The organism is Dickeya aquatica (assembly GCF_900095885.1).
GTDB lineage: Bacteria > Pseudomonadota > Gammaproteobacteria > Enterobacterales > Enterobacteriaceae > Dickeya > Dickeya aquatica.
In genome coordinates this window covers 465,837-478,732 of sequence record NZ_LT615367.1, presented here as the reverse complement: position 1 = coordinate 478,732, position 12,896 = coordinate 465,837, and the positions used below count along the sequence as shown (strand labels likewise).

The 12,896-nt window shown below is 56.9% G+C and carries 9 protein-coding genes and 1 CRISPR repeat array; of the genes, 3 read left to right on the top strand and 6 right to left on the bottom strand.

Features of this window, described 5'->3' with window-relative positions:
- Positions 1-14: 14 nt before the first annotated feature.
- From DAQ1742_RS02150 to DAQ1742_RS02140, 3 genes are all read right to left on the bottom strand, one after another.
- Positions 15-992 carry an ABC transporter permease gene (locus DAQ1742_RS02150; RefSeq protein WP_256388386.1) on the bottom strand — a complete coding sequence of 326 codons (978 nt, stop codon included), beginning with the start codon at positions 990-992 and terminating at the stop codon, positions 15-17.
- Between the two features lie 37 nt (positions 993-1,029).
- On the bottom strand, positions 1,030-2,556 hold the full coding sequence (locus tag DAQ1742_RS02145; RefSeq protein ID WP_035339514.1) for an ABC transporter substrate-binding protein: 1,527 nt from the start codon (positions 2,554-2,556) through the stop codon (positions 1,030-1,032).
- Positions 2,557-2,650: 94 nt separating this feature from the next.
- Positions 2,651-3,562: a homocysteine S-methyltransferase family protein gene (locus DAQ1742_RS02140; protein ID WP_035339513.1), complete on the bottom strand. Its 912-nt coding sequence runs from the start codon at positions 3,560-3,562 to the stop codon at positions 2,651-2,653.
- Positions 3,563-3,964: 402 nt separating this feature from the next.
- Between DAQ1742_RS02140 and nrdD the strand changes: the two genes are divergently transcribed.
- Both nrdD and nrdG read left to right on the top strand, forming a co-directional pair.
- Positions 3,965-6,103: an anaerobic ribonucleoside-triphosphate reductase gene (gene nrdD / locus DAQ1742_RS02135; RefSeq protein WP_035339512.1), complete on the top strand. Its 2,139-nt coding sequence runs from the start codon at positions 3,965-3,967 to the stop codon at positions 6,101-6,103.
- 92 nt (positions 6,104-6,195) lie between these two features.
- Complete coding sequence (gene nrdG, locus DAQ1742_RS02130; RefSeq protein WP_035339511.1) at positions 6,196-6,660, top strand: anaerobic ribonucleoside-triphosphate reductase-activating protein; 465 nt, start codon at positions 6,196-6,198, stop codon at positions 6,658-6,660.
- Positions 6,661-6,719: 59 nt separating this feature from the next.
- Here nrdG and DAQ1742_RS02125 read toward each other — a convergent pair whose 3' ends face one another.
- On the bottom strand, positions 6,720-7,175 hold the full coding sequence (locus DAQ1742_RS02125; RefSeq protein ID WP_035339510.1) for a YhbP family protein: 456 nt from the start codon (positions 7,173-7,175) through the stop codon (positions 6,720-6,722).
- A gap of 859 nt (positions 7,176-8,034) precedes the next feature.
- Between DAQ1742_RS02125 and DAQ1742_RS02120 the strand changes: the two genes are divergently transcribed.
- Entirely contained in the window at positions 8,035-9,726 is a 1,692-nt protein-coding gene (locus tag DAQ1742_RS02120) for a methyl-accepting chemotaxis protein (RefSeq protein WP_035339508.1), read from the top strand.
- A 70-nt stretch (positions 9,727-9,796) separates the two neighbouring features.
- Positions 9,797-11,594: direct repeats of the CRISPR family, unit length 29 nt; unit sequence CGGTTTATCCCCGCTGGCGCGGGGAACAC.
- An 84-nt stretch (positions 11,595-11,678) separates the two neighbouring features.
- On the opposite strand, the gene cas2e is transcribed toward DAQ1742_RS02120, so the two are convergent.
- Together cas2e and cas1e are read right to left on the bottom strand one after the other, a co-directional pair.
- Entirely contained in the window at positions 11,679-11,972 is a 294-nt protein-coding gene (cas2e, locus tag DAQ1742_RS02115) for a type I-E CRISPR-associated endoribonuclease Cas2e (RefSeq protein WP_035339506.1), read from the bottom strand.
- Positions 11,969-12,892 carry a type I-E CRISPR-associated endonuclease Cas1e gene (cas1e, locus tag DAQ1742_RS02110; protein ID WP_035339505.1) on the bottom strand — a complete coding sequence of 308 codons (924 nt, stop codon included), beginning with the start codon at positions 12,890-12,892 and terminating at the stop codon, positions 11,969-11,971. Before cas1e ends, cas2e begins: the two co-directional genes overlap by 4 nt.
- Positions 12,893-12,896 lie beyond the last annotated feature (4 nt).

Genomic DNA, 12,896 nt, shown 5'->3' with positions numbered 1-12,896 from the left:
GTTGACGGCCGTTATCACCGTCGGGCATGACGCAAACGCGGGTTAGCCATCAAAGAGACCACATCCGCCAGCAGGTTGAGCAGAATATAAATCGCCGCCAGCACCAGCGCACAGCCCTGAATCACCGGCATGTCACGCTTACTGATGCTATCAACCATATACTGCCCCAGCCCCGGATACACAAACACGTTCTCCACAATCACCACGCCCACCATCAGGTAGGCGAGGTTAAGCACGATAACGTTGATAATCGGCCCCCAGGCGTTAGGCAACACATGGCGCAACAGAATCGCCGAAGGTGACAGCCCTTTTAACAGCGCGGTATCCACATAAGCCGCATTCTGCGCACTGATTAGCGCCGCGCGCGTCATGTTACTCATGTGTCCCAGCACCGCCAGCACCAGCGTCAGGCACGGCAGCGCAATCGCACCAAGGTGCGCGCCCAACGACATCCCGGCGCTGACACTGCTATTACTCGGCAGCCAAAACAGCGTGATGGAAAAGATCAGAATCAGCAAATAGCCGGAGAAAAACTCCGGCAATGCCACCGCAATACGGGCGAGAAGATTGAGCAACCGGTCAAGCAGGCTGCCCTGAAAACGTACCGACAAAAACCCCATCAGCAGCGCCAGCGGCACGGCAATCAGCGCGGTACAACCGGCCAAAAACAGCGTATTTTCCAGCCGCCAGGCCAGCACCGGCGCAATCGCCTGGCGTCTGGTAAAGCTCTGGCCAAAGTCGCCCTGTAACACGCCCCACAGCCAGCCGACATAGCGCGCCAGCGCCGGTTTATCCAGCCCGAGCTGGGCGTTGAGCGCACGCACCGCCTCCGGCGTTGCCGTTTGCCCTAAAATGGCGGTCGCCGCATTGCCGGGCAGCAACTGGATCCCGGCAAAAATCAGCAGCGACACCACCGCGACCATCACCACGCCCGCCAGCAAGCGCTGCAAGGTCAGCCCCAGCAGCGGGTGGTGATCACGCCATTGACTCACAGCCGTGCGTCGGTACAAAAATGTCACAGTATCCGCCTTAGGCCAGCCACACTTTTTCCGCTGCACGGTTGCCGCTGAGCGGGAAGCCCGGAATGGCCGTCAGGCCTTTCACCTTGTTGCTGCACGCATCCAGCGCATCGGCATACAGCGGGATGATTTCACTGCCTTTATCCACCAGCATCACCTGAATGTCGTGGTAAATCTGGCGGCGCTTCTCTTCGTTTTGCTCACCGCGTGCCGCGCGAACGAGCTGGTCAAACGCCTCGTTCTTCCACGCCGACTCGTTCCACGGGGCCTGGCTGGTGAACACCAGCGACAACAGCGCATCGGCCGTCGGACGAATCGACCAGTTGGAGGAGACGAACGGTTTTTTCATCCAGACGTTATCCCAGAAGCCGTCATCCGGCACACGCTCTACATTCAGGTTGATACCGGCTTTTTGCGCCGCCACCTGATACAACTGCCCGGCATCCACCGCGCCCGGGAAACCGGCATCAGCCACCGAGAGCGTCAGTGGGCCGTTAAAGCCGGACTTCTGCCAGTGCCATTTGGCTTTTTCCGGGTCATACGGGCGTTGCGGCAGGTCTTTGGCGAAATAGCGGTTAGACGGGAAAATCGGATTATCGTTCGCCACGCTGCCGTATCCGCCCAGTACGGTGTCGATAATTTGCTGGCGGTCGATGGCGTATTTCAGCGCCAGACGCGCGTCTTCGTTATTAAACGGTGCGACGTCGCCCAGCCCGGCGAAGGTGAAAATCTGGCTGTCGCGCGAGCGCAGCAGTTGCAGCGTCGGCATTGCCTGAATACGGCTGACGATACGCGGGTTGACACGGTTGATGATGTGGGCTGAACCACTCACCAGCGCCGCCACACGCGCGGTAGAATCGTTCATCGCCAGCGTTTCCACCGAATCAACATGGCCGCGCGCCGGGTTCCAGTGGTTCGGGTTACGTTTCACCAGCGTGCGCACGCCCGGCTGGAAGCTGTCCAGAATGAACGCACCGGTGCCAATACCTTTATCGAAATTCTCATTTTCCGGGGTGATAGCGAAGTGGACATCCCCCAACAGCGCGATAAATTCCACGTTCGGTTCATTAAGGCGAATGGTCACTTCATGGCTGTCGGTCGCGTCTATGGCCGCGACCGGGTCAAGATAGCTTTTTACCGACGAGCTCGATTTCTCGCCGCGATGGTGGTTGAGTGAATAGATGACGTCTTTGGCGGTCAGCGCACGGCCATCGTGGAACTGCACGCCTTTGCGGATCTTGAGCACCCAGGTGCGCCCGCCCTCTTTGCTCTCCCACGACTCCGCCAGCGATGGCGTCAGCTCGCCTTTCTCATCCAGTTCGACCAAATTGTTAAACAACTGGGAGCCGACAAAATACATGTAGGTTTCAAACCAAAAAGCCGGGTCGAGGCGGTCAGAACTGGAGGCGTTATCCACCCCGACAATCAGATGACCGCCCTTTTTCGGCGTGTCTTCTGCGCCAAAGGCCATACCAAACGGCAGGCTGGCCGCAACAGACAGGGCGCAGGCGCTCTTAATAAAATGACGACGATTCATGTTGTGTTCCCTTTGTAAGTGCCACCGCAGCCGGTGGTCATTATCGTTATGTTTTTACACTGTCATACGGTTTTTATACGGCGAGTGTTTACGGTTAGCCGTCGTGGCGGCTAAACGCCTGCGCCAGGCGCGCAATGTGTTCCGGGCCGATGCCACAACAGCCACCGACCAGCGTTGCGCCCTGCGCCACCCACTCCTGCGCCCATTGCAGGTAGCCCTGCGGGTGCGTGTCGGTACGTAATTGACTCAGGCCTTCATTGGCACCGCGCTGATTATCTTCCGGCTCGAATGCATTGGCATACACCCCAACGCCCGGTGCACCGGCCTGCTCACCAAAATGCGCCCGTGCCTGTGCCACCGCCGACGCCATCACTTCCGGGCGGCTGCAATTAAACAACAGGTTGGCCGCTTTCAGCCGTAGCGCTGCCGCCGCCGCATCGCTCACGCTTTCACCGGAGCGCAGCCGGGCGTTACCGCTGGCATCCAGCTCATCTTGCAGCGTAAATGACAGCCACAGTTCACGCGGGTCATCGGCCAGCAGCTCGCGCACCAGCGTGACTTCCGCCACCGCGCTTTGCGTTTCCGCCAGCCATACATCCACATACGGGCTTAACGCCGTAATCAGCGTATTGAGGATCGGCGCGGCGGCGGCGGCATCAAACAAATCCGGGCGATAAGAGCCCAGCACCGGCGGCAGCGAACCGGCAACCCGCACGGCATGGGGCGCGGCATCCGCCGCCTGACGCGCCAGCTCACCGGCAAGAGAGGCCAGCGCCGCGCCGCGCGCGTCAAACACCGCATCGCCGATATGAAACGGCACCACCGCATAGCTGTTGGTGGTAATCACCTGCGCGCCAGCGGCGATAAAGCTGTCATGAACCTGACGAACATGTGCAGGCGACTCCATCAGCGCCAGCGCTGACCACTCTGGCTGACGAAACGGCGCACCGATTCGCGCCAGCTCACGCCCCATTCCCCCATCCAGAATCAGAACATTCTCTGCCATTGTCTTTCCTTCCCGTTGCGTCAGCGCGATGCATCATTGTTTCCCGCCACCATACAAAAAGCAGTTATGGATGTCTAGATGCCTTGATAGCTAAAAAAAGAGAAATCACTGCCATCAGCGCGATAACACCCTTGCCTGTCGCCCAAATTGCTTACTGTTTATACAAGACTGATTTCTCTACGATGCTCAAATTTCATTGAGCCAGGTCAATTTTGGCGTGATAAAAGCAGGCACACCACCGGGCAAATTCAATATATAGTGTCTATCCTTTTATCGTGACCTACATATTGTGTTTATCCACAAACCATCCACAGCCACCGCATCCGCTGTCCGGTGCGGATTTCGCCTGTGGATAACCTCAACAACCGTTGCTGGAAGACGGGAAACACACCGAGGAACAACATGAAACCAGTAGTGATTAAACGGGATGGGTGCCAGGTACCTTTTGACGAAAACCGCATCAAAGATGCCATTATTAAGGCATCTCAGGCTGTCAACGTTAATGATGAGGATTACTGCGCTACCGTGGCCTGTGCCGTCGCTCAACATATGCAAGGAAAAGCGCGCGTTGAGATCCACGACATTCAGCATACGGTGGAAAACCTGCTGATGTCAGGTAAGTACAAACAACTGGCTCGCGCCTATATCGAATACCGCCACGACCGCGATGTGGCTCGTGAACGTCAGGGCCGCCTGAATCAGGAAATTCGTGGCCTGGTAGAACAAAGCAACATGGCGTTACTGAACGAAAACGCCAACAAAGACAGCAAAGTTATCCCCACCCAGCGTGACTTGCTGGCCGGGATTGTCGCCAAGCACTACGCCAAACAGCATATTCTGCCTCGTGACGTAGTGCTGGCGCACGAACGCGGCGAAATCCACTATCACGATCTGGATTACTCCCCCTTCTTCCCCATGTTCAACTGCATGCTCATAGACTTAGGCGGCATGCTGACACAAGGGTTTAAGATGGGTAATGCGGAAATTGAGCAGCCTAAATCGATTTCTACCGCCACGGCGGTAACAGCACAGATTATCGCGCAAGTGGCCAGCCATATTTACGGCGGCACCACCATCAATCGCATTGATGAAATTCTCGCGCCATTCGTCAGTGCCAGCCATGAGAAACACAAAGCCGTCGCCCTCGAATGGCAGATACCGGATGCCGAAGGCTACGCGCTCAGCCGCACGGAAAAAGAGTGCTATGACGCCTTCCAGTCACTGGAGTATGAAGTCAACACCCTGCACACCGCCAACGGCCAGACGCCGTTTGTCACCTTCGGGTTTGGCCTCGGCACCAGTTGGCAGTCACGGTTGATTCAACAATCGATTCTGCGTAACCGCATCGCCGGGCTGGGTAAAAACCACAAAACCGCCGTGTTCCCGAAGCTGGTGTTCGCTATTCGAGACGGCCTCAACCACAAACCGGGTGACGCGAACTACGACATCAAACAACTGGCGCTGGAGTGTGCCAGCAAGCGCATGTACCCGGATATTCTCAACTATGACCAGGTGGTCAGCGTGACCGGTTCCTTCAAAACCCCGATGGGTTGTCGCAGTTTCCTTGGCGTGTATGAAGAGAACGGCCAGCCTATCCATGACGGGCGCAATAACCTTGGCGTCATCAGCCTGAACCTGCCGCGCATCGCGCTGGAAGCGGGTGGCGATGAAGCCCGCTTCTGGCAGTTGCTGGACAAACGGCTGTTACTCTCGAAAAAGGCGCTGATGACGCGTATCGCGCGGCTGGAAAATGTCAAAGCCCGCGTAGCGCCTATACTGTATATGGAAGGGGCCTGCGGGGTGCGCCTGCAAGCTGACGATAATATCGCCGAGATTTTCAAGCATGGCCGCGCCTCTATCTCTCTGGGGTATATCGGGATTCATGAAACCATCAACGCGCTGTTTGGTGATAAGCAGCACCTGTTTGATGACGAAACCAAGCGGCAAAAAGCCGTGGCGATTGTCGCCCGACTGAAAGCGGCAACCGATAGCTGGAAAGAGGAAACCGGCTACGGCTTTAGCCTGTACAGCACACCGAGCGAAAACCTGTGTGACCGCTTCTGCCGTCTGGACACGGCTGAATTTGGCGTGGTTTCCGGTGTCACCGACAAAGGTTACTACACCAACAGTTTCCATCTCGACGTGGAGAAAAAGGTTAACCCATACCAGAAGATAGACTTTGAGGCCCCTTATCCGCCGCTGGCTAACGGTGGTTTTATCTGTTATGGCGAGTACCCTAACTTGCAGCATAACCTCAAGGCACTGGAAGATGTGTGGGATTACAGCTACACCCGCGTGCCCTATTACGGCACCAATACCCCCATTGACGAGTGCTACGAGTGTGGCTTTACCGGTGAGTTCGCCTGCACCAGCAAAGGCTTTGCCTGCCCGCAGTGCGGCAATCACAATTCGGCGCGCGTGTCTGTCACACGCCGGGTCTGTGGTTATCTGGGCAGCCCGGATGCCCGCCCGTTCAACGCCGGTAAGCAAGAAGAAGTCAAACGCCGGGTAAAACACTTAGCTAGCGGTCAACTGGGCTGACAGTCTGCCTCGCCCCAAGCCAAGGGGCGACACATTCAGCTCTGACGTTACGCGATGCCGCCCGATGGGCGGCCTTTTGAGCGGTTATCACTATGAACTACCATCAATACTACCCGGTGGATGTGGTCAACGGCCCCGGCACCCGCTGTACGCTGTTTGTCGCGGGCTGTGAGCACCAGTGCCCCGGCTGCTATAACAAAAGCACCTGGCGGCTCAACTCAGGCCATCTCTTCACCCCCGAACTGGAAGACCGCATTATCGCGGATTTGCAATCCACCGAACTGCCGCTGCAAGGGCTGTCGCTCTCAGGCGGCGACCCGCTACATCCGCAAAATGTGCCTGACGTACTGCGGCTGGTGACGCGGGTGCGCAACGAGTGCCCTGGCAAAAACATCTGGATGTGGACGGGTTATCAGCTCGATGAACTGAGCCCCGCCCAGCAAGAGGTGGTGGGAAGGATTAACGTGCTGGTCGATGGCCGCTTCGTGCAAGAGCAACGTGACCTGACGCTGGTGTGGCGCGGCAGCCGCAATCAGGTGATTCATCACCTGCGTTAAACGGCTGCCGGTTTCTGCCTGTCGTTCTGGCAGCCATACGGCCAGCCAGCGCGACAGGATCACACGGGCTCGGCCACCACCGCACGGCGTGACCACAGGTGTTTTTTACCAAATCCCAGCGCGTTATCGGTCATCTTGATTTCGTTGAGCGACAACTTCCAGACAGGTGCACTGCTGCTACGGGCAATCGGGAAACGGGTGATATAACGATGGCGTGCCAGGTTTTCCTCTTCGCCGCTCAGGCAGTGGATTTCCCCCATAAACTGCACGCCTTTAATCAGCAGCACGCTTTTGGGCTGGCCATTGACCGTACCCGCGACTCTGGCACAACGACGCATAATGACGCCGTGCCGGGTGTCCGGTTCCGTCATCAGGTAAAAGGCGACCTGTTCATCGTCAAACACATAAAAGCAGTTGGCACACCATAAATCGTCATCAGCGCTGACACATAACGTCAGCACATGCAATTTTTTCAGATAGCGGGAAATGACTCCCAGGGTATTCTCTGCTTCCACGGCCTCTCCCCCGGTGGAACCTCGTTAATCCATGGCCGACTGAGTCTCTCAGCCTCCTTATCACGAACTGCACATAATGCCACTTCCCGTGCAAAATAAAGACCTGTTGCGCGGCTATTTTGCCGACCCTAAAGCGAAAAAAGGGATAACACCTTCACAGAAAAGGTATTTCCGGTGGTGTGACCAGTTACGGCATCCGCCAGAATGCGGCTTCACCGCCGTTATTCTGAGCACCTGCGTGTGCAAAACCATTGCGGCGAACCAGCCCTGGCTAATAAACAGGCAAAAGCATGGGCGCGAGCTGAAAAAAAACCGAATAAAAAAACAGGGACACGGCAGCGATACAAAGCCTGTTGGCTCACACAGACCGCGGCTTTACCGTAAATGAATTGAAATAATGTGAGGTGAATAAAACATTACTTAATGAAGCTTTGATTTCCCCGCTACTCTGTATCCTAAATACCCTCACTACCCAGAAAACAGGAAACGTGCACAAAAAAGTATATAACGTGACTATAACCCGATATATCACAACCTTTTATTGCTAATGATAATAAGTATTAACATGCTGAAAATGAATTGAATTGCAGTATCTGGTGATTAACTATAATTAACACACAGCACAACTCTGTACAGCATCCCCGTTATGAAAAGACGGTATGTCATCCTGCACCAGCAGCATGGCCTGAAAGACTGAGCAACTCGTTGATTTTTTTATGCATAAAATCAACAGACATGCTACGAAGGTAAAATTCAACCCGGGCCCGGAGAGCCTGTTCATATCACGCACTGAATATAGCCATTACGTCGAACATATAGGGAATCTGAAAACCATTTGCAGAGAAACCCAGGAGAAAAAATGAAAAATTACAAAATTGGTACCCGGCTATCCGTAGGATTTGGAATATTGATCGCGTTTTCGTTAATCATGCTGGCCAGCGGTATTTACCAACTGCGCCAGATTAGCCAGAACGCAGAACAAATCATGCAAATACCGTTGCGCAAAGAGCGTCTGGTGGCGGACTGGGCAACCACGCTCGCCGCCGGTATCCAACGGGCGACAGCCACGGCTCGCAGCAGTGATGCCTCGCTGGCACAGGTTTTCGCGGCAGATAATACCAACGCCACCAAAGAGAACAACGAACGGGCCGCCCAATTTACCGCACTGGTGTCATCCAATGAAGAAAAGGTGCTGCTGGATAAGTTAAACCTTGACCGTCAGGCTTATATCAAGGCGAGAGACGATATCTTTGCAGCCAAATCCGCAGGTAATGCCGAACTGGCCAAACAGCTGTTTGAGCAAAAACTGCAACCGGTATCCGTGGAATACCAAAAAAGCATGAGCATACTGCGCGATTATCAACGTACCGGTATTGACCGTATGCGCACAGAGATTGCCGATCGTGCCAATAACAGTTACCTGTTCCTCGGTGGGCTGGGGGTATTGATTACCCTCATCGGCTCACTGCTCGCCTGGATGCTGACACGCAGTATTGTGCGGCCGTTGCAAAAAGCGGTGCAGGTAACACATGCTGTTGCCAACGGCGATCTGACGGAAACCATTATCCCGCAAGGGCGCGATGAGCTGGCACAACTGCAACACGCGCTACAGGAGATGACAGTGCAGTTACGCACCGTGGTCGGTGAAGTGCGTGAAGGCGCGGAAGCCATTGCCGGAGCCTCGTCACAGCTCTCGGTCGGCAATCAGGATCTCTCCAACCGTACCGAGGAGCAATCCGGTGCGCTGCAAGAAACGGCCGCCTCAATAGAGCAACTGACCTCCACCGTGCGCCAGAACGCCGATAACGCCAGACAAGCCAGCCAGCTGGCGCAAGACACCGCCAGCCAGGCACAATCCGGCGGGCAACTGGTCAGTGAAGTGGTGCAAACCATGGGCGCAATCGACAGCTCTTCGAAAAAGATTGTCGATATCATCGGTGTTATCGACAGCATCGCCTTTCAAACCAATATTCTGGCGCTTAACGCGGCGGTTGAAGCCGCGCGTGCCGGTGAACAGGGCCGGGGCTTTGCCGTGGTCGCCAGCGAGGTGAGAAATCTGGCGCAGCGCAGCGCCTCTGCGGCCAGAGAAATCAAGGAACTGATCGGCCATTCGGTACAAACGGTGGATGCCGGTAACCGGCTGGTGGAAAAAGCCGGGGTCTCCATTCAGGGCATTGTCGATGGCGTGCGCAAAGTCAGCGAACTGGTCGGTGAAATCAGCGTTGCCAGTCAGGAACAGTCACTGGGTATCGAGCAGGTCAACCAGGCGATTAATAAAATGGAACAAACCACGCTGCAAAACGCCTCGCTGGTGCGAGAAGGCACCGATGCCACCCAAGCCTTGCAGCAACAGGCCGAGCAGTTAAAACAGGTGGTTAGCCTGTTCCATCTGGAAGAAGCCGGGCACGGCGCTTATCGAGCCTCCGGCAACCGGCCAATGCTTGCCAGTACCCCGGTAAAACCGGCCTCCGCCACCAAAACACTGGCGTTAAAACCGGCCGCCTCATCGCGTAAAACCGCAAACAGCGAAGATGACTGGCACTCGTTTTAATCGTCAGCCTGCGTAACGCAGTTCCATAAGCAAAAACCCGATGACGCGTACCGCCCGTCATCGGGTTTCTCTTTTTTACCCCGCTGGCGCGGGGAACACTAAATGGCATCAAACGTCTGGCCATAACGTGACGGTTTATCCCCGCTGGCGCGGGGAACACGACATCGTGCCAGTTGAAACCGATAGCGTACCCCGGTTTATCCCCGCTGGCGCGGGGAACACGCGCTATTGAAGCGGTACAAACTGCAATCGAGCGGTTTATCCCCGCTGGCGCGGGGAACACTTTTCTGCCCCCAACGGCGGTACTAACCCGAACGGTTTATCCCCGCTGGCGCGGGGAACACTGCCAGCGCTCGTTATCCGTTATGATTTGCACCGGTTTATCCCCGCTGGCGCGGGGAACACTAGGCATCAGCGATAATATCCTGGAGCCGGGACGGTTTATCCCCGCTGGCGCGGGGAACACTTTTTGACAGCGATTGACCAGTTCCACCGTATCGGTTTATCCCCGCTGGCGCGGGGAACACTTATCGCTGGCAGCCTTAATATCAAACTCGATCGGTTTATCCCCGCTGGCGCGGGGAACACAGCATTGTTTACTGCAATTATCACCGTGCTCACGGTTTATCCCCGCTGGCGCGGGGAACACTGGTCAAGACCGAGGGAAAAAAACGATATGACCGGTTTATCCCCGCTGGCGCGGGGAACACATACCGCGCCACCACTCACCCTGGCCTATCATCGGTTTATCCCCGCTGGCGCGGGGAACACAGTGCAGTCTGCGGAGATTGCATCATCACAACCGGTTTATCCCCGCTGGCGCGGGGAACACATTGGCGCGGCGCTTGATGCGAAGTCCTATACCGGTTTATCCCCGCTGGCGCGGGGAACACTCCGATCCCAAACAACGGGAAAAGCAGCACCGCGGTTTATCCCCGCTGGCGCGGGGAACACCGTCGATGTGTTTTCGTCTGATGAAGCTGAAACGGTTTATCCCCGCTGGCGCGGGGAACACCCGAAGCGGAAGAGTTGATGTTTTCTCGTGAACGGTTTATCCCCGCTGGCGCGGGGAACACATACCGCGCCACCACTCACCCTGGCCTATCATCGGTTTATCCCCGCTGGCGCGGGGAACACGCGTTTTTCCGCCTTCGTCCGGCTCATGGGCGCGGTTTATCCCCGCTGGCGCGGGGAACACCGTCCAAAGCGCGGGTTGCCTGATAGCTGCATCGGTTTATCCCCGCTGGCGCGGGGAACACACGACGCAGGGCCAGCACCGCACCAGTGTTGACGGTTTATCCCCGCTGGCGCGGGGAACACGGTCGATGGTCTGGCGCAGTAAATCGGGAGCGCGGTTTATCCCCGCTGGCGCGGGAACACGGAAAATTCCGCACCGGCGGCGGGTGAATCTGCGGTTTATCCCCGCTGGCGCGGGGAACACCTCAAATGTGTCCTTTCTGTCGTCATCTTTTCCGGTTTATCCCCGCTGGCGCGGGGAACACGATAGACGAGGCGCATATCGTCACGACCAACCCGGTTTATCCCCGCTGGCGCGGGGAACACTGACAACGCATCCAGGCCGATGTAGACGATGCCGGTTTATCCCCGCTGGCGCGGGGAACACAGAACCAAATCCGACATAAAGCCCGGCAGGAACGGTTTATCCCCGCTGGCGCGGGGAACACGTTGAACTGCTGGACATTACCCTTCCGTAACCCGGTTTATCCCCGCTGGCGCGGGGAACACTGCCCGCGTTTTACCAGAAATCCATCCGGCTACGGTTTATCCCCGCTGGCGCGGGGAACACCAACCACGGCGGCAAACTGACACCTTCATACACGGTTTATCCCCGCTGGCGCGGGGAACACTCTAAAAGTAGATACCTGTTTTATAAGGTATTTTAAAGACTGGAAAATTCTACCGATTTTTCCCGGTTGTTAAAGAGCGCTAACTCACTGATTTTCAACCGGGTGAAAAGAGACTAACCGCAGGCCATCGAGATCCACCGGCATCCGGCGGTTTTCACCGTAAGTCTGGAACCCGAAACCGGATTCGGTGTTGGTGGCCCAGGCCATCACCACATTGCCCTGTTCGGCCAGTTCCACCACCTGTTGCCAGATCATCTCCCGTACCCGGCGCGAGGTGTCGCCCACATACACCCCGGCGCGCACTTCCAGCAGCCAGACCGCCAGCCGGCCGCGCAAGCGCGGCGGCACGTTTTCTGTTACCACCACCAGCATGCTCATCCGCCATGGCCCCGGTGCCCGGCGTCGCCAAAGGGCGTCGGTTCGGGAATGGCGGGCGGTTGTGCGTCCGGCGGTGCCTGCGGCGGTTCAATTTCACCAGCGGCCAGCACGTCTTCAATCAGGGGGATCAGTTTCGCCAGCGTTTGCTGGCTGCGGAAAATATCGCGGCATGCCACCCGCACGTCACGATCGGGCTCCAGCGGGTGGCGGGCGGCAATCTCGAACGCTTTGGGCACCACACCGTCAAACTTGATGATGTCGGCAATGTCGTAGACAAACGACAGCGGCTTGCCGCTATGGATAAAACCGATAGCGGGTGCGTAGCCCGCCGCCAGTATCGCCGCTTCGGTAATACCGTAGAGGCAGGCGGTGGCAGCGCTAATACACTGGTTGACCTTGTCGCCACGCGCCCAGTCTTTCGGGTCATAGCGGCGGCCATCCCATTTCACGCCGTACTGTTTTGCCAGCAGGCTGTAGGTCTGGCGCACCCGCGCGCCTTCAATGCCGCGCAGTTGCTCGACGGAGCGGCGGCTCGGTGCCGGTTCGCCAAAGCGCAACTCGAACATGCGCCGCACCACTTTCAGGCGCAGTTCTTCATCCAGCGCCAGCCGCGCCTGATACAACAACCGGTCAGAACGTGCGCCGCCCGGCTGCCCGGCGGCGTATAACCGCACCCCGGCTTCCCCCACCCACACCAGCAGCGTGCCGACGGTGGCCGCCAGCTTGGCCGCCGCATGGGAGACGCGAGTACCCGGCTCCAGCATGATGCAGGCCACCGAGCCAACCGGAATATGGGTGCGCACCCCGGTTTTATCGATCAGCACAAACGCGCCGTCCACCACGTCAATCTGCCCGTATTGCAGGAAGATCATTGAGGTGCGGTCTTTGAGCGGGATCGGGTTTAACGGAACGAATGACATAGCC

Bases quoted from the DNA above. Each gene is read 5' to 3' on its own strand.
- DAQ1742_RS02145 (WP_035339514.1), bottom strand. From the start codon at position 2,556: ATGAATCGTCGTCATTTTATTAAGAGCGCCTGCGCCCTGTCTGTTGCG.
- DAQ1742_RS02140 (WP_035339513.1), bottom strand. From the start codon at position 3,562: ATGGCAGAGAATGTTCTGATTCTGGATGGGGGAATGGGGCGTGAGCTG.
- nrdD (WP_035339512.1), top strand. From the start codon at position 3,965: ATGAAACCAGTAGTGATTAAACGGGATGGGTGCCAGGTACCTTTTGAC.
- nrdG (WP_035339511.1), top strand. From the start codon at position 6,196: ATGAACTACCATCAATACTACCCGGTGGATGTGGTCAACGGCCCCGGC.
- DAQ1742_RS02120 (WP_035339508.1), top strand. From the start codon at position 8,035: ATGAAAAATTACAAAATTGGTACCCGGCTATCCGTAGGATTTGGAATA.
- cas2e (WP_035339506.1), bottom strand. From the start codon at position 11,972: ATGAGCATGCTGGTGGTGGTAACAGAAAACGTGCCGCCGCGCTTGCGC.
- cas1e (WP_035339505.1), bottom strand. From the start codon at position 12,892: ATGTCATTCGTTCCGTTAAACCCGATCCCGCTCAAAGACCGCACCTCA.